Source organism: Rhizobium sp. SVR5-9E, from assembly GCF_056755095.1.
This window is the reverse complement of the sequence record NZ_JBNDHS010000035.1, coordinates 1-24,423: the sequence shown is the minus strand read 5'-3', so window position 1 is coordinate 24,423 and position 24,423 is coordinate 1. Positions and strand designations below refer to the sequence as shown.

Annotated in this window: 22 protein-coding genes and 1 pseudogene; 9 read left to right on the top strand and 14 right to left on the bottom strand. The window is 59.9% G+C overall.

From position 1 onward, the window contains the following. Positions 1–422 precede the first annotated feature (422 nt). The 3 genes from ACPYOJ_RS17005 to ACPYOJ_RS16995 form a co-directional block, all read right to left on the bottom strand. Complete coding sequence (locus ACPYOJ_RS17005; RefSeq protein ID WP_481417310.1) at positions 423–1,196, bottom strand: metallophosphoesterase family protein; 774 nt, start codon at positions 1,194–1,196, stop codon at positions 423–425. Between the two features lie 1,246 nt (positions 1,197–2,442). Further along, complete coding sequence (locus ACPYOJ_RS17000) at positions 2,443–2,709, bottom strand: DUF2934 domain-containing protein (protein ID WP_481417309.1); 267 nt, start codon at positions 2,707–2,709, stop codon at positions 2,443–2,445. A gap of 129 nt (positions 2,710–2,838) precedes the next feature. Then, on the bottom strand, positions 2,839–3,237 hold the full coding sequence (locus tag ACPYOJ_RS16995) for a VOC family protein (protein WP_481417308.1): 399 nt from the start codon (positions 3,235–3,237) through the stop codon (positions 2,839–2,841). Positions 3,238–3,420: 183 nt separating this feature from the next. On the opposite strand from ACPYOJ_RS16995, the gene ACPYOJ_RS16990 reads away from it, so the two are divergent. From ACPYOJ_RS16990 to ACPYOJ_RS16980, 3 genes are all read left to right on the top strand, one after another. Next, the gene (locus tag ACPYOJ_RS16990) at positions 3,421–4,065 is read left to right on the top strand and encodes a ThuA domain-containing protein (protein WP_481417307.1); all 645 of its coding nucleotides are present in this window, start codon (positions 3,421–3,423) and stop codon (positions 4,063–4,065) included. Positions 4,066–4,223: 158 nt separating this feature from the next. After that, complete coding sequence (locus ACPYOJ_RS16985; protein WP_481417306.1) at positions 4,224–5,381, top strand: fumarylacetoacetate hydrolase family protein; 1,158 nt, start codon at positions 4,224–4,226, stop codon at positions 5,379–5,381. A 52-nt stretch (positions 5,382–5,433) separates the two neighbouring features. Next, the gene (locus tag ACPYOJ_RS16980) at positions 5,434–5,586 is read left to right on the top strand and encodes a hypothetical protein (RefSeq protein ID WP_481417305.1); all 153 of its coding nucleotides are present in this window, start codon (positions 5,434–5,436) and stop codon (positions 5,584–5,586) included. A 13-nt stretch (positions 5,587–5,599) separates the two neighbouring features. On the opposite strand, the gene scpA is transcribed toward ACPYOJ_RS16980, so the two are convergent. The 5 genes from scpA to ACPYOJ_RS16955 all read right to left on the bottom strand — a co-directional run bounded on the left by scpA (position 5,600) and on the right by ACPYOJ_RS16955 (position 13,114). Beyond that, entirely contained in the window at positions 5,600–7,738 is a 2,139-nt protein-coding gene (gene scpA, locus ACPYOJ_RS16975) for a methylmalonyl-CoA mutase (RefSeq protein ID WP_481417304.1), read from the bottom strand. Between the two features lie 92 nt (positions 7,739–7,830). Further along, positions 7,831–9,033, bottom strand: coding sequence for an MFS transporter (locus ACPYOJ_RS16970; protein WP_481417303.1), 1,203 nt, complete (start codon positions 9,031–9,033; stop codon positions 7,831–7,833). A 327-nt stretch (positions 9,034–9,360) separates the two neighbouring features. Beyond that, complete coding sequence (locus ACPYOJ_RS16965; RefSeq protein ID WP_481417302.1) at positions 9,361–11,649, bottom strand: xanthine dehydrogenase family protein molybdopterin-binding subunit; 2,289 nt, start codon at positions 11,647–11,649, stop codon at positions 9,361–9,363. Further along, positions 11,646–12,641 (bottom strand): FAD binding domain-containing protein, encoded by a 996-nt coding sequence (locus ACPYOJ_RS16960; protein ID WP_481417301.1) that lies wholly within the window; start codon positions 12,639–12,641, stop codon positions 11,646–11,648. The genes ACPYOJ_RS16965 and ACPYOJ_RS16960 overlap by 4 nt, the downstream gene beginning before the upstream one ends. Beyond that, positions 12,641–13,114, bottom strand: coding sequence for a (2Fe-2S)-binding protein (locus tag ACPYOJ_RS16955; RefSeq protein WP_481417300.1), 474 nt, complete (start codon positions 13,112–13,114; stop codon positions 12,641–12,643). Before ACPYOJ_RS16955 ends, ACPYOJ_RS16960 begins: the two co-directional genes overlap by 1 nt. 307 nt (positions 13,115–13,421) lie before the next feature. Here ACPYOJ_RS16955 and ACPYOJ_RS16950 point away from each other — a divergent pair, with 307 nt between their 5' ends. From ACPYOJ_RS16950 to ACPYOJ_RS16930, 5 genes are all read left to right on the top strand, one after another. Further along, complete coding sequence (locus ACPYOJ_RS16950; protein ID WP_481417334.1) at positions 13,422–13,973, top strand: TetR/AcrR family transcriptional regulator; 552 nt, start codon at positions 13,422–13,424, stop codon at positions 13,971–13,973. Between the two features lie 305 nt (positions 13,974–14,278). After that, positions 14,279–15,493, top strand: coding sequence for a plasmid partitioning protein RepA (gene repA / locus ACPYOJ_RS16945; protein ID WP_481417299.1), 1,215 nt, complete (start codon positions 14,279–14,281; stop codon positions 15,491–15,493). Positions 15,494–15,544: 51 nt separating this feature from the next. Beyond that, positions 15,545–16,591 carry a plasmid partitioning protein RepB gene (gene repB, locus ACPYOJ_RS16940; RefSeq protein WP_481417298.1) on the top strand — a complete coding sequence of 349 codons (1,047 nt, stop codon included), beginning with the start codon at positions 15,545–15,547 and terminating at the stop codon, positions 16,589–16,591. A 150-nt stretch (positions 16,592–16,741) separates the two neighbouring features. Continuing rightward, positions 16,742–18,067: a plasmid replication protein RepC gene (repC, locus tag ACPYOJ_RS16935; RefSeq protein WP_481417333.1), complete on the top strand. Its 1,326-nt coding sequence runs from the start codon at positions 16,742–16,744 to the stop codon at positions 18,065–18,067. Positions 18,068–18,522: 455 nt separating this feature from the next. Next, positions 18,523–18,708, top strand: a complete 186-nt coding sequence (locus tag ACPYOJ_RS16930; RefSeq protein WP_481417297.1) for a hypothetical protein — start codon at positions 18,523–18,525, stop codon at positions 18,706–18,708. Positions 18,709–18,780: 72 nt separating this feature from the next. Here the strand turns inward: ACPYOJ_RS16930 and queE are convergent, their stop codons facing one another. The 3 genes from queE to queC are packed head-to-tail and all read right to left on the bottom strand — an operon-like array spanning position 18,781 to position 20,581. Continuing rightward, positions 18,781–19,518 carry a 7-carboxy-7-deazaguanine synthase QueE gene (queE, locus tag ACPYOJ_RS16925; protein ID WP_481417296.1) on the bottom strand — a complete coding sequence of 246 codons (738 nt, stop codon included), beginning with the start codon at positions 19,516–19,518 and terminating at the stop codon, positions 18,781–18,783. Then, positions 19,515–19,871, bottom strand: a complete 357-nt coding sequence (gene queD / locus ACPYOJ_RS16920) for a 6-carboxytetrahydropterin synthase QueD (protein ID WP_481417295.1) — start codon at positions 19,869–19,871, stop codon at positions 19,515–19,517. The genes queE and queD overlap by 4 nt, the downstream gene beginning before the upstream one ends. After that, positions 19,871–20,581, bottom strand: coding sequence for a 7-cyano-7-deazaguanine synthase QueC (gene queC, locus ACPYOJ_RS16915; protein ID WP_481417294.1), 711 nt, complete (start codon positions 20,579–20,581; stop codon positions 19,871–19,873). Before queC ends, queD begins: the two co-directional genes overlap by 1 nt. A gap of 185 nt (positions 20,582–20,766) precedes the next feature. Between queC and ACPYOJ_RS16910 the strand changes: the two genes are divergently transcribed. Further along, positions 20,767–22,209, top strand: a complete 1,443-nt coding sequence (locus ACPYOJ_RS16910; protein WP_481417293.1) for an FAD-binding oxidoreductase — start codon at positions 20,767–20,769, stop codon at positions 22,207–22,209. A gap of 138 nt (positions 22,210–22,347) precedes the next feature. On the opposite strand, the pseudogene ACPYOJ_RS16905 reads toward ACPYOJ_RS16910, so the two are convergent. The 3 genes and pseudogenes from ACPYOJ_RS16905 to ACPYOJ_RS16895 all read right to left on the bottom strand — a co-directional run. Then, a pseudogene (locus tag ACPYOJ_RS16905) lies at positions 22,348–22,553 on the bottom strand (FadR/GntR family transcriptional regulator); the annotation flags it as partial. A 205-nt stretch (positions 22,554–22,758) separates the two neighbouring features. Then, positions 22,759–23,751, bottom strand: a complete 993-nt coding sequence (locus ACPYOJ_RS16900) for a substrate-binding domain-containing protein (RefSeq protein ID WP_481417292.1) — start codon at positions 23,749–23,751, stop codon at positions 22,759–22,761. Positions 23,752–23,797: 46 nt separating this feature from the next. Beyond that, the coding region (locus tag ACPYOJ_RS16895) for an NAD-dependent epimerase/dehydratase family protein (RefSeq protein ID WP_481417291.1) at positions 23,798–24,423 on the bottom strand (626 nt) is incomplete at its 5' end.

The window sequence follows — 24,423 nt, the reverse complement described above, 5'->3', positions numbered from 1 at the left end:
CTAGAAATGTAGCAACAATCCAAATCTTAATCAATATTAATTGACTTTACATATACTAAAATAACCTTTTATCCACAGAAGGAATCTACAGACATCATTTCGGCAATACCTAATTATCGCTTGCTGGCCGTGTATCGCTGGCTGATGCGCTCATCGCTATACTTAAAATAAGCCCATCGCGCCGCCGCAATGGCGCCAGCCCAGATTGCTATCGAAAGAGCCGCCAATGCGATCAAGGATTTGAGCCGTACAGTCATGTCGTATCCTGCCCTCTGGCAGCGGCACTGTATGGGGGACTTCCTAGCAAATGGTTGACGGCAGAGCTTTTGAGTTCCCAGGGTGCAATGCAGATTGCCATTCCGGCGAGCGCCGCAACCGCCGAGCGTCGGCGAGACGGGCGGTAAGAACCGACAGCGTCGGCTCTATGAGGACACCCTGTTCGTGTCAACGAATGAAACTTTGCCATTTAACAGCTTGAGCACCGTAAGGCGACCTGTTTCATAGACCCCCGTGTCAATGCCGATACGCTGACGGCCGAAACTCGGCTCCATGGTTACCGTATGACCGTGCACCACCGTAAACTCGAAGCCCGGGCCCTTCGAGAGAAACGGCTCTCGTATCCACGTCAGGTCGTAATCGCTTTGCTCGTTGAGCGGTACCGATGGCCGAATGCCGGCGTGAACGAAGACGACATCGTCAACTCTTGCGAGGATGGGTAGACCCTTGAGGAATTCGATATGCTGATCAGGAATGACCTGCCGGACAGCTTGGGCAAGACCTTGTGCGCCACCGGCAGACTTTAAAATATGATCTGCATCAATCCCGTAGGACATGAGCGTTTCCCGACCGCCGAAATCCAGCCAGGCTAGCTTTCGGGATGGATTGAGGCAAAACTGAAGAAATTCCTCGTCGTGATTTCCACACAGGAAAACGGACTCGAATGACGAGCTGGACCGACTGCACAGAAAATTCATGACAGACTTGGAGTGCAATCCGCGGTCTACATAGTCGCCGAGGAAGATCACGAGCGACCGGCCACCGATGACAGCAGCGTCTTTCTCAATTGCTGCGTAGGCCGCACGTAGCTGTTCATAGCAACCGTGGATGTCCCCGACTGCGTAAACGGCCGCATAATCCTTGCTGTCAAAACTGAGATGCGAACGTGTGGAGCCCCGTCGCTGCTTGCCAGTCTGCACTTTCGATAGAAGTCGCCTAGCAGCCCGCAGCATATCGCTCGTTTCAAATTCGACCCATTACAAACTTTGAACAGCCTATGGAAGATTCTTGAAAAAACCAAGGACATTTGCCGCTCGGCCCTTTCCGTCGCCTATCGCTCAATGAATAACGGGAGAATTCTATCTCTACCGCATACGCCCTGCACAAGCTTTGAAGCACAAGCTGACATGGCTTTGGAAAGAGAGGCCGATGACACTCCGTCTTAAATGCTTCCTGGCAATAACTGCAGCTTCTCTGCTTACGTGGGCTGGGATGCTGGGTATCGTAATATCGAGAGCATGGATCTGATCTATACTGACCACATCACGCACAGCGCCTCGCATTCTGCTTGAGCGCTCCGGTACGCTTCGCGTTTAACGCGAGCTCAGCGTCGCGTCGACCTACATGCCCTTATCGAAAATGATAACGAAGTTGATCGATGTCATTTGGTTGCCATGGAATGAACTTCTGCCTTTGTCTTGTTGTATTTATCGGATGAAATCTCAACCGTGGCGGTAAATAGCGCGTTCAAAAAAAGATATCGGGCTGAGATGTAACGTACTTGAAGTCATTTTGTGACCACCTTGGTCGTTCAGCTGTGGTACAAAAATAACGCTGTACGAAAAAAGACAATCGCCAATGTCAATAATAAAAACGTATAGAGTTCGCCTGAAGTATGTACTTAATATTGATTGGTTTTTGGCTTTAGGTTCAGCTTTCGCTTTATAATAATTTCTGTGGGTAAAAAGATGGCGCCAATTGACGTAACTTTACGAATCGTTAATCAAGGGCTTGATTGCAACGTATCTTCGGTACACACTCGCGTTAGTCTTCGCGAGGGTTTAAATCCGATGCACCTACTCGATACCAATTTTGACAATGTCAAGTTTACTAAGCGGCTCCTTCACACGCGAGCCGTGTTCGAGCCGAGACTTCTGGAAATTATCCGCTCCGCCCAAGCTCAAGGTTATGAGGCTGCGGAAGTAGCAATGGCCATAGCCGACGCGGCAGACGACCTGATCCTGGCCTTGGCTTCCGAACACAAAGCGCAGCATTAGCCGCGAGATCGGCTAAACTCGCTCCCGTCGCCCTCCCACTATTGCGACGCAGACCGGGCGATTGGCCGGCGCGGTTTATTTGTGCCGCCTTGCCCCTTCCAGAGAAGGACAGCGCACGCCGATACACGGACGGGCGGGGTTTTTCTCACAGACCGCGCGCAGCGTATCGCTAGCGCTTGGCCATGTGACGGAGCGGTTTCCGGACAGCGCCCGCAGTGCAAACCGCGTCATTATCACTGACGCGCATGAGGCGGCCGCTGGCACGCAACCTGTCGATGAGGTCGGTCCCATCGGGAGAAGCCCTTGTCATCTCGAGCTGTTCGAATTCGGCGGCCGCTTGGCCCCAATTCTCCCCGTCGCGTCCATAGGGGCGCCCTTCGGCCCCCCAAATGGCGTACGCCCGCTGGCTGATCCAATCTTCCTTATTACGAACCATGACGCCCCAACCCGAAACGTAAATAGCATGATTAAAAGCTACGAGATTTCGCTTACGGAGTGGTTACTTCCTCAAGAGAATTTTGAAGCGAACTGCTTCTAGGCCGCGTCGAAGAAAACCACCTTTGCTTCAGTCCTTCCTCTCGGCAAGCTCAATAAGGATGCCATCGGGATCGCGCAGAAAAGCGACCTTGTGCAGAACTTCTGAATTGTAAGCGAGACGCGGGCGCTCTTTTACCTCAACGCCCGCCGCTTCAAGCTTCGCAAAGGTTTCGTCGACGCTGCCGAACAGAAACGTCAGGTGGCGTAGACCGGCCACCCCTTCCGGCACGTCCGTCGCGCGTGCTGCCCCATGGAGAGGCGCGAACATTTCCAGCATGCCGCCCCCGGCGTCGAGGAACGCCACGTGCGAGCCGTCCGGCATCACCTTGCGCAAATGCAGGCGAAGGCCAAGCACGCCACAATAGAATCCGATGGCGCGATCCATGTCGCTCACCGTCATGCCGATATGTTCGAAAGATTTTAGCATGCAGACTCCTCCCACAGATAACGCGGGAGCTGACAGCCATGCCTTGCCGCCGTCAACCCCATCCGCGTGTCGGCGCACCGGCGCGTTCGCTTGCGATCCTCGACCACGGGCGTTATCTGGTTTGAGTGGCCGCAACGCCACTGTGCTACGAAATCCTGCGGCATCCGCATAGGGAGACAGAGCATGCGCAAAGCGATCATCGTCTGGGGCGGCTGGCAGGGTCACGAGCCGGAGCAATGCGCGGCCGTCGTCGGCGAGCTGCTGCGCGAAGACCGATTTTCCGTTGACGTGACCAGCGATCTCGACATCTTCGGCTCGCCGGTGATCGCGAAGGCGGATCTCGTCGTTCCGATCATTACCGGCGAAAAGCTGGAGAAGGCCCACGCGGATGCTTTGGCGGAAGCCGTTCGCGGCGGCCTTGGTCTCGGCGGCCACCATGGCGCGCTTGCTACTTCTTTCAAGGAAAGCGCCCCCTTCCGCTATGTCTCCGGGGTCACCTGGGTTTCACATCCGGGTAACATCATCGACTTCCGCGTGAACGTCAGCCGGCAAAACGACCCCTTGATGCATGGCATACCGGATTTCGACTATCGCTCGGAGCAGTACTACCTGCACTACGATCCCTCCGTCGAAATCCTCGCAACAACGACGTTTACCGGCGAACACGACGCTGCGACCCGCAATGTCGTGATGCCTGTCGTGTTCAAACGCCATTTCGGCGTAGGCCGCGTCTTCTATTCCGCGCTTGGCCATGCTGCAGCCGAGTTCGACCATCCATACATGCCTCTCATCCTTCGCCGCGGCCTGGCCTGGGCTGCGCGGCGGTAGCCTCTGCGGCCGATGCCGAACAGCATAGAGTCCCGCGACCGTCGTTCCCGTCGCGGTTTGAGCTTGCCCCGCCGGGAGAGATGTGATCGATATCGCGCGCTGCCGAAGGCGGCAAGATAAGGATCATCTGTAGAAGTTCGATCGCGATGGAGGTTATCATGTCCCAGCTTCTCGACCCCGCCTCATCAGGTGGCTTGTTTGTTGGCCGCGCCTGGAACCCGGAGGCGGCTGGCCCCGCGATCATCACGCTTCGGGATGGACAGATCGTCGACATCACATCTAGGGAAGCGCCGACATTGAGTGCGCTTTTGGAGAAAGCCGATCCGGCAGCTTTCGTTCGTGAGGCCAAGGGCAAGACGCTCGGCTCCGTTGACGCGATTGCGGCAAACAGCACCGGCAGTCCTGACGCTTCAAAACCCTATTTTCTGGCGCCGGTCGATCTTCAGGCTGTGAAGGCCTGCGGGGTGACCTTTGCACAATCGATGATCGAGCGCGTGATCGAGGAGAAGGCTGCAGGCAATCCCGATCGCGCGGCCTCGATCCGCGACCGCGTCGGCGTGCTGATCGGCGGCAGCCTTGCCAATATCAAGGCGGGCTCGCCGCAAGCGGCCAAAGTCAAGCAGGCGCTGATCGATGAGGGGATGTGGTCACAATATCTCGAAGTCGGCATCGGACCGGACGCCGAAGTCTTCACGAAGTCGCCGGTGCTCTCCTCCGTCGGCTGGGGTGCCGATGTCGGCCTGCATCCGATCTCCACCTGGAACAACCCGGAGCCCGAGATCGTGCTCGCGGTCAACAGCCGCGGCGAGATCAAGGGCGCAACGCTCGGCAACGATGTCAACCTGCGCGATGTCGAGGGCCGTTCCGCACTGCTGCTCGGCAAGGCGAAGGACAATAACGCCTCCTGCTCCATCGGTCCCCTCCTGCGCCTGTTCGACGCGAGCTATGGCCTTGACGACGTGCGCAAGGCCGAGCTTGATCTGAAGGTCACCGGCCAGGACGGGTTCGTGCTTCACGGCAAGAGCTCAATGTCGAAGATCAGCCGCGACCCGAGCGATCTCGTCAAGCAGACCTGTGGAGCGCACCACCAGTATCCAGATGGCTTCATGCTGTTCCTCGGTACGCTTTTTGCACCGACACAAGATCGGGACGCTCCCAATCAGGGCTTCACGCACAAGGTCGGCGATGTGGTCGAGATTTCTTCCGCCGGTCTCGGATCGCTCGTCAATACCGTTCGGCTCTCGACCGAATGCCCGCCATGGACGTTCGGCATTTCGGCATTGATGGCGAACCTCGCCAAGCGGGGCCTGCTTTGATTATGCCAGGCGCCAAATGTCCTCAGCGGCGCAATCAGGTTAGGACGCCTTGATGGATGATAACGTCATCAAATTTCAAAGGCCGAAGCCGCCCCGCAAGCCGAATCCGGCGTTGCGAAAGCTTCTCGTGGTACTGACCATCCTTATTCTGTTCGGCGCCGCCTGGGGCTATTTCACATTCTTCGGCGGACAGCCGGCGCCCTGAGCTGCCGGCGGCTTCAGGTGTTTCGCCTGATGCCCTGAAGCAGATCGAGCACCGAGTTTGCCGCGTCGAGCACATGGGTTCCCGGCCCGAAGATGGCGGAAACGCCGTTTTCGGCCAGAAACTGATAATCCTGCCGTGGGATAACGCCGCCGCAGATGACGATGACATCTCCACCGCCGTTTGCTCGCAACGCTTCGACGAGCTGCGGCAGCAGTGTCTTGTGGCCGGCCGCAAGCGATGAGACGCCAATGACATTGACGTTTTCTCCGATCGCCATCCGGGCCGCCTCCTCCGGCGTCTGGAACAGCGGACCGGCAAGCACGTCGAAGCCTATGTCCCCGAAAGCCGACGCGATCACCTTCGCGCCTCGGTCGTGGCCGTCCTGGCCGAGTTTGGCGACCATGATCTTTGGCTTGCGCCCAAGCGCGCCGGTTACCTCCGACATCCGGCTTTTCAATACGGCGAGTTCCGGCTCGTCGCGATAGGCCTCGCCATAGACGTCCTTGATGACCTCGGGTGTGGCGACGTGATCGCCGAAGGCCTTACGCATTGCATCGGAGATTTCACCGACGGTGGCGCGCGCCCGCGCTGCCTCGACCGCCGCAGCCAGCAGATTGCCTTGGCCGCTCCGCGCAACCTCTGAAAGCGTGCTAAGTGTCTGTGCAACCGCGGCGCTGTCGCGTCGCCGCTTTGTTTCCTCGAGCCTTTTTATCTGCGCGCTTCGCACCGCGCTGTTGTCGATCTCGAGAATATCGATCGGGTGTTCATTCTCGAGCCGGTATTTGTTGACCCCGACGATCACCTCGTCGCCCTTGTCCACCGCAGCCTGCCGCCGTGCGGCCGCTTCCTCGATCAGCCGCTTCGGCAGGCCGTCTTTGATGGCGCGCGTCATGCCGCCAAGCGCTTCGACCTGCTCGATCAGCGCCCATGCCTTTTCGGCAAGGTCGTTCGTCAGGTGTTCGACATAATAAGAGCCGGCTAAAGGATCGACGACTTTGGTGACCCCTGTCTCGTGCTGCAGGATGAGCTGGGTGTTGCGGGCGATGCGGGCCGAAAACTCTGTCGGCAGTGCGATCGCCTCGTCGAAGGAATTGGTGTGCAGCGACTGGGTGCCACCGAGAACCGCCGACATCGCCTCGAAGGCGGTCCGGATGATATTGTTGTAAGGATCCTGCTCCTGCAGCGACACGCCCGACGTCTGGCAATGGGTCCGCAGCATCAGCGAGGACGCCTTTTTCGGTTCGAACTCTTCCATGATCCGCGCCCAGAGCAGCCGTGCGGCGCGCAGTTTCGCGGCTTCCATGAAAAAGTTCATGCCGGTCGCGAAGAAGAAGGACAGCCGTCCGGCGAAATCGTCGACGTTGAGGCCCTTGGCGATTGCGGCACGGACATATTCCCGGCCGTCGGCGAGCGTGAAGGCAAGCTCCTGCACCAAGGTCGCGCCGGCCTCCTGCATGTGGTAGCCGGAAATCGAAATCGAATTGAACTTCGGCATTTCCTTCGCCGTATATTCGATGATGTCGGCGACGATCCGCATCGAAGGTTCTGGCGGATAGATATAGGTGTTGCGGACCATGAACTCCTTCAGAATGTCGTTCTGAATGGTTCCGGAAAGCTCGGCCGGCGAAACGCCCTGCTCCTCGCCCGCGACGATGAAGGAGGCGAGGATCGGGATCACGGCACCGTTCATGGTCATCGATACCGACATTTCATCCAGCGGAATGCCGTCGAAGAGGATCTTCATGTCCTCGACCGAGTCGATTGCGACTCCTGCCTTGCCGACGTCGCCGATGACGCGCGGATGATCGCTGTCATAGCCGCGGTGAGTGGCGAGATCGAAAGCGACCGATAGACCCCTCTGACCGGCAGCGAGGTTACGGCGGTAAAAGGCGTTGGAGTCCTCGGCCGTCGAGAAGCCTGCATATTGCCGGATTGTCCAGGGTCTGCCGGCATACATCGTCGCTCGCGGCCCGCGAGTGAAGGGCGCAAATCCCGGAAGGGAATCGAGATCGCTCACTCCTTCGAGATCGGCGGCGGTATAGAGCGGCTTGACGACAATGCCCTCGGGCGTATGCCAGGTCAGCTTCTCCTGCGAGCCGCCAATCTCCTTTTCGGCGAGTGCGGCCCAATCCGCGAGCGTCTTCTTGGTCATGTCATCCTCCGGCATTTCCTTGCGCCGCACGCTATCACTGGAAGAGCATGCCGCGCGATAGGGCCTTAGGATAATTCACGCGTGGCGGCGCGTCACGCCACCCGGTACCTCGGAATGCGCGGCAGGAAGATCGTGAACAGGCCGAGCAGCGGCAGATACGAGCAGATCTTGTAGACGAAGGCGATGCCGTGGCTGTCGGCGAAATCGCCGAGGAAGGCAGCGCCGAGGCCGCCCGCGCCGAAGGCGAAGCCGAAGAACACGCCGGCAATGAGCCCGACGCGGCCGGGCACCAACTCCTGTGCGAAGACGACGATCGCCGAGAAGGCGGAGGCGAAGATCAGGCCGATGACGACGCTGAGCACGCAGGTCCAAAAGAAATTCGCATAGGGCAGCAGCAACGCGAAGGGAATGACGCCGAGGATCGAGAACCAGATGACGAAGCGCGCCCCGAACCTGTCGCCGATCGGCCCGCCGAGGAAGGTGCCGACGGCGACCGAACCCAGGAAGAGGAACAGCATGACCTGCGCCGACTGGACGCTCAGCTGGAACTTCTCGATGACGTAGAAGGTGAAGTAGCTCGACATGCTGGCCATGTAGACATTCTTCGTCGCAGTCAGCAGCACGAGGATCAGCAGCGTCCAGACGACCCGGCTCTTCGGCAGCGGCAGGGCGCGGCTGACGGCCGGCCTGCCGGCGTTCTGGCGGCGGTGGCTTATGTACCAGTTGCCGACGCGCGCAAGCACGATCATGCCGACGACGGCGATGACGGCGAGCCAGGAAACGCTGTGCTGGCCGAGCGGCAGCACGATGAAGGCGGCCAGCAGCGGACCGATTGCCTGTCCGGCATTGCCCCCGACCTGGAAGAAGGACTGCGCGAAGCCGTGGCGGCCGCCGGACGCAAGCCGCGCGACGCGCGAGGATTCCGGATGGAAGACAGCCGAACCGAAGCCGATCAGGCTGGCGGCGACCAGCAGCAGTTCGAAGCTTCCGGCATTGCCAAGCAGCACGAGACCGCAGAAGGTGCTCGCCATGCCGACCGGCAGCGAATAGGGCATCGGCCAGCGGTCGGTCACGATGCCGACCATCGGCTGCAGCAGCGAAGCCGTCACCTGGAACGTCATCGTCAATAGGCCGATCTGGACGAAGTCGAGATCGTAGTTCGCCTTGAAGAGCGGGTAGAGCGAAGCAAGCAGCGACTGCATGATATCGTTCAGCATGTGGCAGAAGCTGACGGCCACAAGGATCGACATCGTCGTCTTCTCGAAACGGGGCGCATTCTCGCTCAACACGGCCATAAGCATTTCTCCTGCGGCCGGTTCAACGCCATGCCGCCATTGCTTTACATAAGATGATTTTGGCGATCGGAGCCTGGGGGCTAGTTTTCGGCGGCGGTCGCGTAAACAGCCTTTATCGCAACCTGCGCGTCAATTACAGGCCTGTTTTCGCAGGATCGGTACGCCAGCCCATTTTTTATGCAGTTGATCCGTGTAGCGAGCCCGTCCGGAGCGTAAGAGTGCGCGCCGCACGATCTCACCCTGGCTCGGCCCCGGAGCGGGAGAGCCTTCCCCGGCCATAGCCGGAGAAGGGATAACGCCTGAATGCAAGTCTTCCGCGCTCAACCGTCAGATCAGCTTTTCCAGCGTGATCGGCAATTCCCGGATTCGTTTGCCGGTTGCGTGAAAGACAGCGTTGGCGATTGCTGGCGCGACACCGACGATGCCGACTTCGCCGACGCCCTTGCCGCCCAATGCCGAGGCATTGTAATCCGGTACGCCGACCGAGATCACCTGGATATCCGGCACGTCCGAATTGGTCGGCACCAGATAATCACCCATGTTGTTGTTGACGGTGCGGCCGTTGCGCAGGTCGACAAGGCCTTCCTCCAGAAGCGCCTGACCGATGCCCATGATGATGCCGCCGCGCCACTGGCTTTCCACCAGCCGCGGATTGTAGAGCCGGCCGCAGTCGAAGGCCGAAACCATGCGGGAAACCCGCACCGTGCCGAAATCCTCATCCACCCGCACTTCGGCAAAATGAGCGCACCAGCTGTGCATAGAATAGTCGCCCATTGTCGGCCCCTGCACCTTGGCCATCGTCGTCCAGGCCTGATGATGCTCCTGGGCGGTGGCGCCATCCGGCAGCGTGTTCCGGCGGATTTCGATCTCGTCGCGGCCGAGCGCTGCCATCAGTTCCGGCAGGGTGAGCGACGGACCTTCGCCGCGCGGTGCGGCAATCCGCCCGTCGCTGAAGGTCAGCGTGTTGGCACCGGTCGCGCGCAGCGGCGACTTTGCGTCGCTGAGCGCCAGCCCGATCAGCTCGTCACGGGCGGCGGTTGCCGCCTTGTGCACGGCGCCGACGATGGAACCCGCCAGCATCGAGCCGCCGGCGATCGCCGAACCCGGCAGACGGGAATCGCCGAGATGGACCTCGACCTGGTCGACCGGAATGCCGAAGACCTCGGCCGCGGTCTGGGCGAGGATGGTATAGGTCCCCTGCCCCATGTCGATCGCTCCGCTGACGACCCCGACGCGGCCATTCCTGAGAATGCGGATGATTGCCTCGCTCGGCGCCTGGATGACCGGGAACGTGCCGCAGCCGATGCCCCAGCCGATCAGGGTCTTACCATCACGCATGGAGCGCGGCGCATGACTGCGCTTCGACCAGCCGAAGGCTTCGGCGCCCTCGATCAAGGCTTCGCGGAGCCGGCGGGTCGCCCACGGCTTCCCGGACTGGTAGTCGTGATCGGCATCGTTCTTCAACCGAAGTTCGAGCGGGTCCATGCCGAGCTTGTAGGCAAGCTCTTCCATGGCGCTTTCGATGCCGAAGGAGCTCGGGTTCTTGCCGGGGCCGCGCAGCGCCCCGGGCGTCACGGTATTGACCGGCACGACGCGGTGCTGCGACGAGAAATTCTCGACCTTGTAGAGGATCGGCGTCGCGGCACCCGTCTGCTCCGGCCAGACAGCGTAAGTCGACGTTTCGCTCGCGCCGCGATGGACGATGGCCTGAAGGATACCATCCTCCGTCGCACCGAGCCTGAGCGTCTGGCGCGTCGCGGCGCGCCCGCCATAGCTGGTGAAGTTCTGCGGGCGGGTGACCGCAAGCTTCACCGGCCGGCCGAGCTTTCTCGCCGCGAAGGCTGCCACTGCGCCGTAGGCGAGCACCGCACCCTTGGAGCCGAAACCACCGCCGATGAAGGGGGAGATAAGGCGGACATTTTCATAGGGGATGTTGAACCATTCCGCATAGGTACGCGCCATGCCGTGTGACCATTGGCTGGGCTCCCAGACCGTCAGCTGGTCGCCGTCCCATTTCACCGTCAATCCGTGCGGCTCCATCGCGGTGTGATACTCGCGGGGCGTGGAGTATTCCGCCTCGATCTGGACGGGTGCGGTGGCAAGCGCGGCTTCGGCATCGCCCCAGTCGGAACTCAGGTGATCCATCACGGTGCCTTCGCCCGCCCTCGGATCGAAGAGGCTCGCGACATGAGGGGCTTCCTCATAGGTGACGCTCACCAGCTTCGCGGCCTCGAAGGCCTGTTCCCGGCTTTCCGCGACCACGGCTGCGATTGTCTCGCCGTTGAACCGCACCTCGCGCGGCAGCGGAATATAGGGCTGGTTTTCCGGCCGGTTGCCAAACCAGTCGGTCGCGACGGTCATGCCAAAATCGTCGTCCGGCGTCAGCACCATCAGCACACCCGGCGCGGCAAGCGCGGCGGAGGCATCGATCGAGACCACGCGCCCGGCCGGAATGGTGCTCTGAACGAGGACGGCATGGGTCAGTCCTTCGACCGGATATTCCAGCGCATAGGTCGCAGCACCCGTGACCTTCAGGCCGCCTTCGAAGCGGGATTGACGGCCGCCGATCATGCCGTCGGAGGCGTCGCCGCGTTTGCGGGGTTCCATGATGGTCATGCGAGGGCTCCCATATTCTGGGCCATTGTCAGGATGGCGCGGGCGACGACGCGCGGCGCAAGTTCGATCTTGTAGTGGTTGCCTCCAGAGGAGACGGCGCCGTCCACGGCGAGCCGGCTCGCCCTCTCGACGCCTTGCGTGTCGAGAACCTTCCCGGTGAGCTCTTTTTCGACGGCGCGTGCCCGCCAGGGTTTTGTCGCAACGCCCCCAAGCCCGACGCGAATATCACGTACCGTCTTACCGTCCGCCTCGAATTCAAGGCCGACCGCGGCGCTTGCCGCGGCGAACTCGTAAGACTGCCGGTCGCGAACTTTGAGATAGGTCGAGTTCCGAGCGGCAGTCGAGGCTGGAATGGTAATGGCGGTGATGATCTCACCGCGCTCAAGCGCCGTTTCCTCGTCCGGTGTAACGCCGGGTATGAGGAAGAAATCGTCGACAGCAACCTTGCGACGACCCAACTCGACCACTGCGTCGAAAGCGACGAGCGCCACGGCGAGATCGCCGGGATAGGCCGCAATACAGGCTTTGCTGGTGCCGAGAACCGCGTGGTTGCGGGTCACGCCGCCAATCGCCGAGCAGCCGGAATCGGGATTGCGTTTGTTGCAGGCGGCAAAGACGCCCGGCTCGCGGAAATAGGAACAGCGGGTCCGCTGCAGAAGATTGCCGCCGATCGTCGCCATGTTGCGAAGCTGGGCGGATGCGGCAAGCGACAGCGACTCCGACACCGCCGGGAAAGCGGCGCGGATATCCTTGTGGTCGGCCACGTCGCTCATTTTGGCGAGCGCCCCGATCGTGGCGCCGGCGGCATCCACGGTGATCCCGCCGAGGCCGGCAAGATGCGTGATATCGACGACCGTTTCGGGGTTGCTCACGCCGCATTTGGCGAGGTCGAGCAGGGTCGTGCCGCCGGCGATGAACATCGCACCCGACTGGGCGACTGCCGCGCTCGCCTGATCGGCCGAGGACGCACGGAGATAGGAAAAGTCTTTCATCAGGCTATCTCCACCGCTTCGCGCACCGCCGCAACGATGCTGTTATAGGCTCCGCACCGACAGAGATTGCCGGACATGTATTCGCGGATTTCCGCGTCTGAACCCGCATGACCCTCGCGGATGCAGGCGACGGCGGACATAATCTGCCCCGGGGTGCAATAGCCGCACTGGAAGGCGTCGTGTTCGATGAAGGCCGCCTGGACCGGATGCAGGTTACCGTTTTCGCCCGCAAGACCTTCGATCGTCGTGACCTCTCGGCCCTCGACCTGCGCGGCAAGCGTCAGGCAGGAAAGGACCCGCTTGCCATCGACATGACAGGTGCAGGCGCCGCACTGGCCCTGATCGCAGCCCTTCTTTGTGCCGGTCAGCCCAAGATGTTCACGCAGTGCATCGAGTAGCGTTACACGGGGTTCGACGGCTAACTCGTGAGACTTGCCGTTGATATCAAGCTTGAGATTGATTGTCCGGGTCATGGTATTCTCCTGGCTCGCCGGAGGGATTGCATCGTCATCAAAAGTTGCCGCTCTTGAGTGGGGAGCTCCTGCGAAAGCTAAGACTGGCCCCACACGCTGCGGCGTTCGTGTTCACCTACGGCGCCTTGTGCAATCGAGACATGACATTTCGCCTCTTTCTGCGATAACAAGTGCACGGCACTCCAGTTAAACGGAGGCGCCTCCGAATAAACTAGCGGCATGCGCGGCAGCGTCAAGCCCTTATCTGCAGGAGAGGCTTTTGGGTGGAAAGGAAGTAGGCGAAGACGACGCAAAGCCCGAAAGGCGTATGCGAGCCGATGCGCTGCGCAACCGCGACAAGCTGATCGCCGTTGCAGCCGTCGTCTTCGCCGATCACGGCGTCGAAGGTTCGCTGGAGGAGATCGCCAGACGCGCCGGCGTTGGCATCGGTACGCTTTACCGGCATTTTCCCACCCGCGAGCATCTGGTTGAGGTCGTCTATCGGCGGGAGCTTGAGAATCTCGCGACAGCTGCAAGCGAACTTCTGGCCGAACATCCTGCCGACGTTGCGCTCGAAGAATGGATGAACCGCTTCGTCAGCTACATTGCCGCAAAGCGCGGCATGGCGCAAAGCCTGCGTGTTCTGCTCAATTCCAACTCCGAGCTTTTCGCCGAAAGCGCCGGGCTCATCTCCGGCGCCTTTCGGCAGCTGGTCGACAGCGCCGCCGCCAAGGGGTTGATCCGGAGCGATGTCAACAGCACCGATCTGCTCCACGCGCTCTCCAGCATCTACTCCATTCCCGACTCCCCGGAATGGCGGGAACGTTCCCGGCGCCTTGTTCGCCTGCTAATGGATGGACTTCGACGGGGTGTAGAGTAAGATCAACGGTGCCTACCGAATCCGATTCGGACCGGTTTGGAGTCGCCGCGGCACTCCGCTAATGCGCTGATATGGTTAATCTTCGCGGCATTACGGAAGAAAACCCGCCCTTAGGTTCCGCAGCTCATACTCGGACTCCAGACACTCCTGAAACTGGCAATGACGCCAAGAATGCCCTCGGGCGCCTCTCAACGAAAAGCGTTAACTCCTTGTTAACCCTAATTGCCTTGCAAGAAAATGAGAATCGGCGTCTAAATGCGCTTTCATAGCCTGCGCGCTGTTTAAATCGCATTTTCGAGATTTCCATGAACATGGCACCCACAATTGATAAAGCAATTTCTGACGTCGATCAGCTGATCATCGGCCAGGCTCAGGAACTGTCAGACAAGCTGAAGCAGCATCGATTGGAAATGTTTCCGCCCCGGGCCATGAAGGGCCTGCGCGAATTTCAGCTTGCGGAGGCTGCCCGCTTTCTCGGCGTCACGAGCGGCTATCTCCGCAACCTCTCCCTCGAAAGCAAGGGTCCCCTCCCCCAGGTGACGCCATCCGGCCGCAGATCCTACACTGCTGCGCAGATGGACGAGATGCGGTTGTTCCTGGATCAGAACGCCCGGGGCAGCACCCGCTACGTTCCGCACCGCAAGGGCAACGAACATCTGCAGGTCATTGCCGTGGTGAACTTCAAAGGCGGCAGCGGAAAGACCACCAGTGCGGCCCACCTCGCCCAGCATCTGGCGCTCACCGGCCATCGTGTTCTTGCGGTCGACCTCGACCCGCAAGCCTCGCTTTCGGCAATCCACGGCTTCCAGCCGGAATTCGATGTCGACGAGAACGAGACGCTTTATGCGGCAATCCGTTACGACGACCAGCGGCGGCCGCTGAAGGAAATCATCCGCAAGACCAATTTCCCCAATCTCGACCTCGTACCCGGCAATCTCGAACTGATGGAGTTCGAGCACGATACACCGCGCGTTCTTGCACAGGGCAAGACCAGCGATTACGGCCGCATCTTCTTTGCCCGCCTGGATGAGGCGCTGTCCTCAGTCGCCGACGACTATGATGTCGTCGTCATCGACTGCCCTCCCCAGCTTGGCTTCCTGACGATGAGCGCAATCTGCGGCGCGACCGCCGTGCTCATCACCGTGCATCCGCAGATGCTCGACGTGATGTCGATGTGCCAGTTCCTGCAAATGTTGGGCGAAGTGCTGAACACGCTGAAGGGCGCCGGCGGCAACATGAATCTCGACTGGCTTCGTTATCTCGTGACCCGCTACGACCCGCAGGATGGCCCGCAGACCCAGATGGTTGCCTTCATGCGCTCCATGTTCCGCAATCACGTGCTCACCAATCCCATGCTTCGAAGCGTGGCGATTTCGGATGCGGCGATGACGAACCAGACCCTGTATGAGGTGGAGCGCAACCAGTTTACCCGTGCCACCTATGACCGCGCGATGGAGGCCATGAGTGCGGTGAATGGCGAGGTTGCTGAGCTCATACACAAGGCATGGGGACGCAAATGAACTATCCCCGATTTACCGCGGTAAACCGCTTGACCGTCCGGAGGAAACCAAATGGCGCGTAAGAATATTCTCTCGGGCCTCATGGACGATTCCAAGACGTTTACGGCCGTAAACCACGAACCCAGCAGCGACGCAGAGAGGCAGCAGATCACCTACAAGGGTATCGGCGCGCTGGGTGCCGTTACCCGCAGTATCGACGCCCTCGCCGCGAGAGCCGATGCCGCACGCGACATCGAAGACAAGCTCGCCCACGGCGAAACTGTCATAGATCTCGACACCGCGCTCATCGAAGATTCCTTCGTCAGCGATCGCCTCGCGCATAACGACGAACAGTTTCGCGAACTGGTGGAAGCCATACGCCTGCGTGGCCAGGATTCGCCGATTCTCGTCCGACCCCACCCTGAGAAGGATGGGAAATATCAGATCGCATTCGGCCATCGCCGCGCACGCGCCGCAAAAGAACTGGGCCGGCCGGTTCGCGCCGTCGTCAAGAAGCTCGCCGACCGCGACCACGTCATTGCTCAGGGCCAGGAGAATTCCGCGCGCGCGGACCTCTCGTTTATCGAGCGTACGATGTTTGCAGACAAACTCGACACGCTCGGTTTCGATCGGGAAACCATTATGGCCGCGCTCAGCGCCGATAAGACCACGGTCTCCAAGATGCTCTCGGTTACGCGACGCATCCCGACCGAGGTTCTTTCGGCAATCGGCGCCGCCCGCGCAACCGGCCGCGACCGCTGGCACGATCTTTCGGTGAAATTCGAAGAGGAAAACGCTCCGGAGCGAGCAAGGCTGTTTGTCGAAACGCCGGAATTCGAGGCCGCAGAACCGGACGCACGCTTCGACATGCTTGTTGCCTTTCTCAGCAGGACGCCATCGTCGCCCGCACAAAGCGTAACACCAGCATCTGCCATCAGCCAATGGCACCGCAAGGATGGCTCCGTGAAGGCGAAGATCAAGGACGACGGAAAGCAGTTCACTATCGCGCTCAAGGCGAGGGAGGCATCAGCCTTCGGCGCCTACATCGCGGACAATCTGGATCGTCTCTACGAGGCGTTCGAGACGAGCAAAGATTCACGAAAGAACGGAGATCAATAGCAAAAGAAAAGGCCCCCGAAACGTTGCCGCCGCGGAAGCCCTCTCTGATCTAGACACCCAGAGAATCACATTTCCGCACAACATAGTCAAGAGTCTCCGGCACCTATTTTCGGTGAGCTGATACCTTTTGCCTTGAAGAAGGCGAAGAAAATGGAAAGCGGAAGTGTGACGACGCCCTTTGGGCGGCGGCCGATGACACTTGGCATGCTCACAAGCCAGGTGACAAGCCGGGACGTCGGGGCAAGTGCCTCGGTCGACAAGTGGAAAATCTATCGCGCCCTGTGCGAAGCAAAGCCTCTGCTCGAAATCTCGGACAGAGCTCTGACCGTTTTGAACGCACTGCTCAGCTTCTATCCGAAGAGCGAACTTTCGGCTGATAACAGCCTTGTCGTATTTCCTTCCAATGCGCAGCTGTCGCTCCGATGCCACGGAATGGCCGAGCAGACGATCCGCCGGCATATGGCCGCACTCGTCACCACCGGTCTCATCATCCGCAAGGACAGCCCCAATGGAAAGCGTTACGCGCGCAAGAACCGCCAGGGCGAAATCAATGACGCCTACGGTTTCTCGCTAGCGCCTCTGTTGGTCCGCGCAACGGAAATCGAGCAGCTTGCCGCAAAGGTCGCCGCCGATCGCCTTTATATGCAGACTCTCAAGGAACGCCTCACGCTCTGCCGCCGCGACATCTCCAAACTCATCAACGCTGCACTCATCGAGGAGCTTCCCGGTGAATGGCTGGGCGCTCAGCAGCGCTTCCATCAGATCCTCGACCAATTGCCAAGGGTCGCATCTACCCGTTTGATCGCGTCGGCCTTGGCCACGTTGGAGACTCTCCGCGAGGAAATCATCAAGCAGCTGGAAATGCTCATTAAAGCTCAAAATCCGAGCGGCAATGACTCACAAAATGAGCGGCACATACAGATAACAGAATCTGAATCTCCTCTTGATTCTGAAGCTGCGAATGAAGCACCGGTATCCGAGTTTACGGCAGTAAACCGCTCCTCCGCCGTCGCGTTCGATGACCGGGTGCACATCCCAACCGGGAACGCCGAAACCCCCATCCCTAGCACGGATGCTCCCGCAGCAATCTATCCGCTTCCTCTATCGCTCGTCCTCCAAGCGTGCCCCGAGGTGCGCAGTTACGGCCCGGCGGGCACGATCAAGACGTGGCAAGACCTCATTGCCGCCGGAACAATGGTGAGTTCAATGCTGCAGATCAGTCCATCTGCCTACAAGGACGCTTGCCGCGTCATGGGCCCGCAGAACGCAGCGACTGTGCTCGCATGCATCTTCGAGAGGGCAGGGGAGATCAATTCCGCAGGCGGTTATCTACGGTATCTCACAAAGCGAGCACAACGTGGAGAGTTTGCGATAAAGCCAATGTTGATGGCTTTGGCCGGTGCAAAGGAAACACGTCACCGACCGGCCGCTCGTACGTCAAAATCCGGTAGCTCTACCTCGGCGTATGGTGATTGAAATGAAAGTGCAGATAATTTCCGTTATCTGGAGAAGAACGAGCAATAACAGGCCATTAAAAATTCGACAAGCAGATCTCTACGCTCTCGCTGTGTGTCCTGCGGTGCCGCTAGACCGGAGATATGAGGGTCGGTGTAACAGACAGACGGGTGAGGGATACCATAGCCTCTAAACCGGATAACGGTGGAAACCTCGCGCTATGAGGCGCCTGTCGTGCGGTGAGGGGAGAGGCTCGGTCGCGCTGTCTTTTGGCCAAGAAGCGCAAACACGAGGCAATACCTTCTTTCGGGGAAGCCGAGCATCAAACAGCTATATAACGGCAAGCGCTGTTTTCTGCGAAAATGACCATTCTTGTCTGAAGATGGGCGCAAGCGCACGGGGTTATCCAATCAAGTCGTATCGCTCCGAACGATCAGGGTTCGTCATGCGTTATCTTCGGCAAAGGAGGAAGAGCCATGAAGAACATGAACAACAGACAGGTACACGTTCCTGGTCCCCACGACCACGATGTTGCCGATCACTGCAAGAAGCTGGCCGTGGACCCTGCGGAGGAGCGCAAGCTGCTCAGGCTCCTTGGCAAACATGCGCCGCTTCACGAGATCCGGGCGAATGCTCCGCCGAAACAGCCACGGTTCCGCTAAGCGAAGTCGCCCGCGAGCATATCGGCACCCTCCATCAGTCTCGGCCGCAGACACGGCCGGGACACTCGATTGTCAGACGCCCCGCTTGTTGCCCCACAACAGCACGTGCAGTTGCGGCAAGACGCGAGCTTCGAACCAGCGATCTTCCGTCACTTTGTTCACGAGCCAGAGCATCCGGTCCATGATACCGTCGATATCGACCACTGCCTCGTCGTCTTCGGGCGGCGGAGGCGTGTGGTTGCCGGGTTGAAGGTAGACCGGAAGGCTGGGATAGCGCGCCGCGGCAGAGCGCGCATAGAGATAGTCGCGCTCGTCAAAGACCACGATCTTCAAGGCGATCTGCGGCTTCGCTCCAGCCGCCCGCAGACAGTCATCGAAAGCACGCCAATCCGTGTTCATCCCGCTTGAGGGTGGCTTCGGGCTCAGCACCAGCACATCGAGATCGGCAAACCAATCCTTGGCGATACTGCCTTGCGTCTCCAGCGCGAACTGATAGCTCTCCTGATGGCCGCGTGCGATCAGCGGTCCGAGCGGCTGGATCGCCGGGTTGCCGCCCGACAACGACACCGTCAGCGGGCGATTACCAGAAAGCCGCGAAACCTCCCGCCAGATGTCGTGAACCGACATCGGAAGCCATTGATCGCGATATTCGCTATCGACGGCGTGCAGCGTGTCGCACCACGAACAGCGGTAATCGCATCCGCCGGTCCTGACGAATACGGTCGGAAGGCCGATCAGGATACCTTCTCCCTGGATCGTCGGCCCGAAGATTTCGCTGACGCGGATCTGCGTCTCGCGAGGCTCGTTCATGGCCGGTACTCCGCCCAGGTCTTCGGCGTTTCGCTGACCCGGACGGCCGAGGTTTCCGGCAGGCGCGCCTTGCACCAGTCGTAAAAGTGCTTGGCGAGATATTCGGAGGTCACGCGGTCATGACCGAAGACCTCGTTGAGATGCCGATGATCGAACCGCTCGTCGATATACTGCTTCAGAGGGGCAAGCTCATGATAATCGCGAACGAAGCCGTTCTCTTCGAGTTCGGCGGCCGCAAGCTCCACGACGACGATGTAATTGTGGCCGTGAAGGCGCGCGCACTGGTGCTCGGCGGGAAGGCCGGTTAGCTGGTGCGAGGCCGAGAAATGAAACTCCTTGGTGATACGGAACATCATTTCACCTCCTCGGCGGAGAAGCCGGCCGTTGCAGCCACCCAGAAGTCCGGATCCTCGTAGTCGGTCGGATCGTTAACACCGGCAAGATGAAATGCCTCGCGCCGTTCCACGCAGGTTCCGCAACGGCCGCAATGGCGCGCGCCACCCTTGTAGCACGACCACGTCTCCGCAAAGGGAGTGCCGTTCCTTGCACCGTCGGTGACGATGTCCGCCTTCGAGACGGTGACGTAAGGCGCGTAGAGCGAAACGCTGGCATAGCCCTCGAGCGCCTGGTTCTGCATCTCCTGAAATGCATTGATGAAGCCCGGCCGGCAGTCCGGATAGATGAAGTGGTCGCCGCCATGCACCGCGACTGCAACGGCATCGGCTTTCTGCGCCGCGGCAAGTCCGAAGGCGATTGCGAGCATGATGGCGTTGCGGTTGGGAACGACGGTCGCCTTCATCGTTTCCTCGGCATAATGCCCGTCCGGAACGTCGACGTCGTCGGTCAGCGCTGACCCCGTGAGATGGCTGCCGATCTGTCTGATGTCAATGATGTGGTGGGCCACGCCCAACCGTTTGGCGCAGGCGGCGGCGAAGTCGAGCTCCTTTCGGTGCCGTTGACCGTAGTCGAAGGAAAGAAGGCTGATGAGCTGGTGTTCCGCGGCGACCTTATGGGCGAGCGAAACGGAGTCCAATCCGCCGGAGCAGATGACGATGGTTTTCATGATTGTCTGGTCCCTTGTTTTGACCGGGTGGGCTGCGACCGGATTACGAGGTGGCATATAGAGCAATCATCCCAACTTGTGAAGAGCAAGTCCGGATTGTGTATTAGCATTATCTTGCGTAAGGCCGGCACGAAGCGCAAAATGCCCCGGCGGTAAATGGGGCGGGCCCGCCGAGGGAGACAATCATGGACAGCTTGAATCTTACGACCCTGCAAAAGGGCCAGAAGGTCGTGGACGACGCGGCCCTTAATGCCTTTGCGGCGGCGCTGCGCGGTACCTTAATCACCAATAAGGACGCCAATTATGACGAGACGCGGGCTATCTGGAATAGCATGATCGACCGGAGGCCCGGCCTTATCGCACGTTGTGCCGGGGCAGCCGACGTCATGAGAGCGGTGAAGTTTGCGCGCGACAACAATCTCTTGCTGTCGGTGCGTGGCGGCGGGCACAACATTGCTGGGAACGCAGTGTGCGAGGGCGGCCTCATGATTGATCTATCGCCGATGAAATCGGTAAGAGTCGACCCCGCCACACGTCGCCTTCGGGTCGAGCCGGGTGCAACCCTTGCCGATGTCGATAACGAAACTCAGGCCTTCGGGATGGTTCTGCCGACCGGCATCAACTCGACGACCGGCATCGCGGGTCTGACGCTTGGCGGCGGTTTCGGCTGGGCCACGCGCAAGTTCGGTCTTACGATCGATAATCTTATTTCCCTGGAGGTTGTGACCGCCGACGGTAAGCTGGTGCGTGCAAGCGAGAACGAGGAGCCGGATCTGTTCTGGGCCCTGCGCGGCGGCGGCGGCAATTTCGGCGTGGTAACTTCCTTCGAATTCCGGCTTCACGATCTGCCGGGCGAAGTGCTGGCCGGTCTGGTTATCCATCCCTTCGATGATGCGGAGACGGTGCTCGGACAATATCGCCAAGCGCTCGAGACCGCGCCGGACGAGCTGACATGCTGGGCTGTCATGCGCAAGGCGCCGCCGCTGCCCTTCCTGCCTGCCGAATGGCACGGCAAGGAAATTCTCGCCCTCGCCATGTGCTATTGCGGCGACATCGAAACGGGCCAGGAGGCTACGGCGAGGCTTCGTAGCATTGGCAATCCCATCGTCGATGTCGTCAGTCCGATGCCGTTTGCCGGCTGGCAGCAGGCATTCGATCCGCTGTTGGCGCCGGGCGCCCGCAACTACTGGAAGAGCCAGGACTTCGCCGAGCTTTCGGATGCAACGATCGCAGTTCTGCTTGATGCCGTCCGCAGCCTCCCGGGGCCGGAATGCGAGATATTCATTGGCCACGTGGGCGGCGCGGCGGGCCGCATCGCGCTCGAGGCAACGGCTTTCCCCCAGCGCAACTCGCATTTCGTCATGAACGTCCATGCGCGCTGGCGCGAGAAGTCGATGGACGACGCCTGCATCAGCTGGGCACGCGCGCTTTTCGAAGCGACAAAAAAGCATGCGATCGGCACCGCCTATATCAACTTCATGCCGGAGGATGAGAGCGATCGTGTCGAGGCAGCCTATGGCGCCAACTACAAGCGCCTGACGGAGATCAAGCGGCGTTACGATCCGGAAAACCTCTTTCGTATGAACCAAAACGTCAAGCCACAGGCGGAAATGCATGCCCCCAGCTGACTGGCGGCAACGTAATGGTCAAAAGCGAAGGGAGCACCACGGCCGGTGGTGCCCCTTTCTGTTTCTTCGGCCGGTTAGGGATGATCGGACTGTTATCGCGGCCGGCTGCTATCGGTGTTCGCTTAGGCTCTCTACTCAGCTACCGATCTTGGGGCGCAAAGCAAGCCGGCCTAGCCATCCGCATGTTTGTCGCTTCGCGCATGGCCGACAGGCTCGCCTTGAACGTTTGCGACCACTTCGCCTCGTTTGGTAGCATGGTCCCCCGGCGACTGGTCACCACGCACGATGCGAAGCACTCTTTTGCCGGCTATGGAGGCATGCACACTGGCGCCGCGCAAATGTATTTCACGCTGTCTGCCTTGGGCGCATGACTGAGGCTCGAAGGCCGTCCTAGCTTCCTGTCCTTCATCGGAGCGCTTTGTTACCCCCTGGGCAGGAACTCAGTTAAAAACCGCCGCCACCATAAGAAGGGCCAGCGAGACGCGTTGTGTCCCATGGAAGGATCGGGGCAGCGGAGCGCCCACTCGCTTGAGCGCTCCGAACCACGCTTTATTTCTGAATGCAGGTGTCGACGGTGTCCTTGGTGCACTCGTCGAGCCCGGTGAACACCGGATCCTCAACCGGCTTTCCGGCGATCAGGTCCATCATCACGGTGGGTGCCTTGTATCCCATTTCGAACGGACGCTGGCCCACGAGGGCGGTTACGAGGCCTTCCCTGGCAATTGCCACTTCGTCGCCGATTGTGTCGGCGGCGCCAATCACGAATTCGTTCTTGCCGATCTTGTCGGCCATCGGCTTGAACAAGTCGCGATAGGGTTGCGGTGCGCCAAACAGCGGCCAGCCGCCCATGATGCCGAAAGCGTCGAGGTCAGAATTGGCGGCGAGGATGTCGGTCATCGCCTGGACACCCGTGGCGCCATTGTCATTGGTGAAGACCGGGCAGCCGGCGACTTCGGTCCAGCCGCCTTCGCCCTTCAATGCGGCGAGTCCCTTCTGCCCGCTGAGCGTGTCGCGCATGCCTTGCGCGCGGCGCAGAATGTTGTCGGCTCCCGGATTGCCTTCGATGGTGCAGATCTTGCCGCCGTTCGGCTTGGCCTTCTTGATGTATTCGCCGATCCGCGCACCCATCAGGTAGTTGTCCGTGCCGAGATAGGTCTTGCGCAAAGCGGCATCCTCTGCCGCGAGATCGGCATCAAGCGTCATCACCGGAACGCTCGGATTGGCTGTCTTGAGCGTCTGGGCGATAAGTTTGGCGTTCGACGGCGAGATGGCGATCGCGGCGGTATCGGCCTTGCCCAGCATATCCTGGACGATCTGCGCCTCTCCGGCTTCATCGGAGGTCGATGCCGGACCGGTGTAGAAGCATTCATAGTCCGAGGATGCGTTTTCCTTATTCCATTTCTGGCAGCCCTGGTTGATTGCCTCGAAGAATGGATTGTCGAGGCCCTTGACGACGATGACGAGCTGCTTTTTCGCGGCCAAGGCCTGTCCGGCCGTGAGCGCGAGTACAGCAGCAGCTGTAAGCAATAATGCCTTCCTCATAGCTTCCTCCCTTTGAAAAAGACGGACACCACTGCCCGCCACGTGATCAACCCGGGTACCAGACGATACGAGGCTCCTCCTTTGATCGCTCGTATTCCCAGGCCGAGTCGATAAGCTTTTCCAGATCGTAGACGGGGCTCCAGTCCAGCAGGTATTTGGCCTTGCTGTTGTCCATCCAGTTCGAGTGGAACTGGCTCGCTATGTCGACGGAGCCGAGCCCTCGCGTGCGAGCGAGGTAAGCGGCGACTTCCCCATAATCCACGGGGCGGTCCATGCAGATGTTGAAGAGCTGCCCTTTGGCGCGAGGATTGTCGAGCGCGGCCAGTATCGCCGAGACCAGATCGTCGACATGCACGAAATTGCGTTTCAATGGCCGCCCGTCCGCGTCATGCAGCAACGGCACCGTGCCTTCGCGGGCGTAACGTTCAGCGTCGGCCGGCCGGACAAGCGTCTTCCAGTCGGGTCCACCGAAGACATCCTCGCCAAAAGAAAGCGTGAACTTGAAGTCGTCCTTCTCCATGATCCAGGGCGCACGCAGGCAGCAGCCGTTGATGCCGTACTGGATGCCAAACTGCTCGAGCATCACCTCTTCGAGGACCTTGGACAGCGCGTAGCTTCCCGGATAGGCGCGATGCGCCGCATTTTCGGTAATCGGCCCATCATGGCGATAGT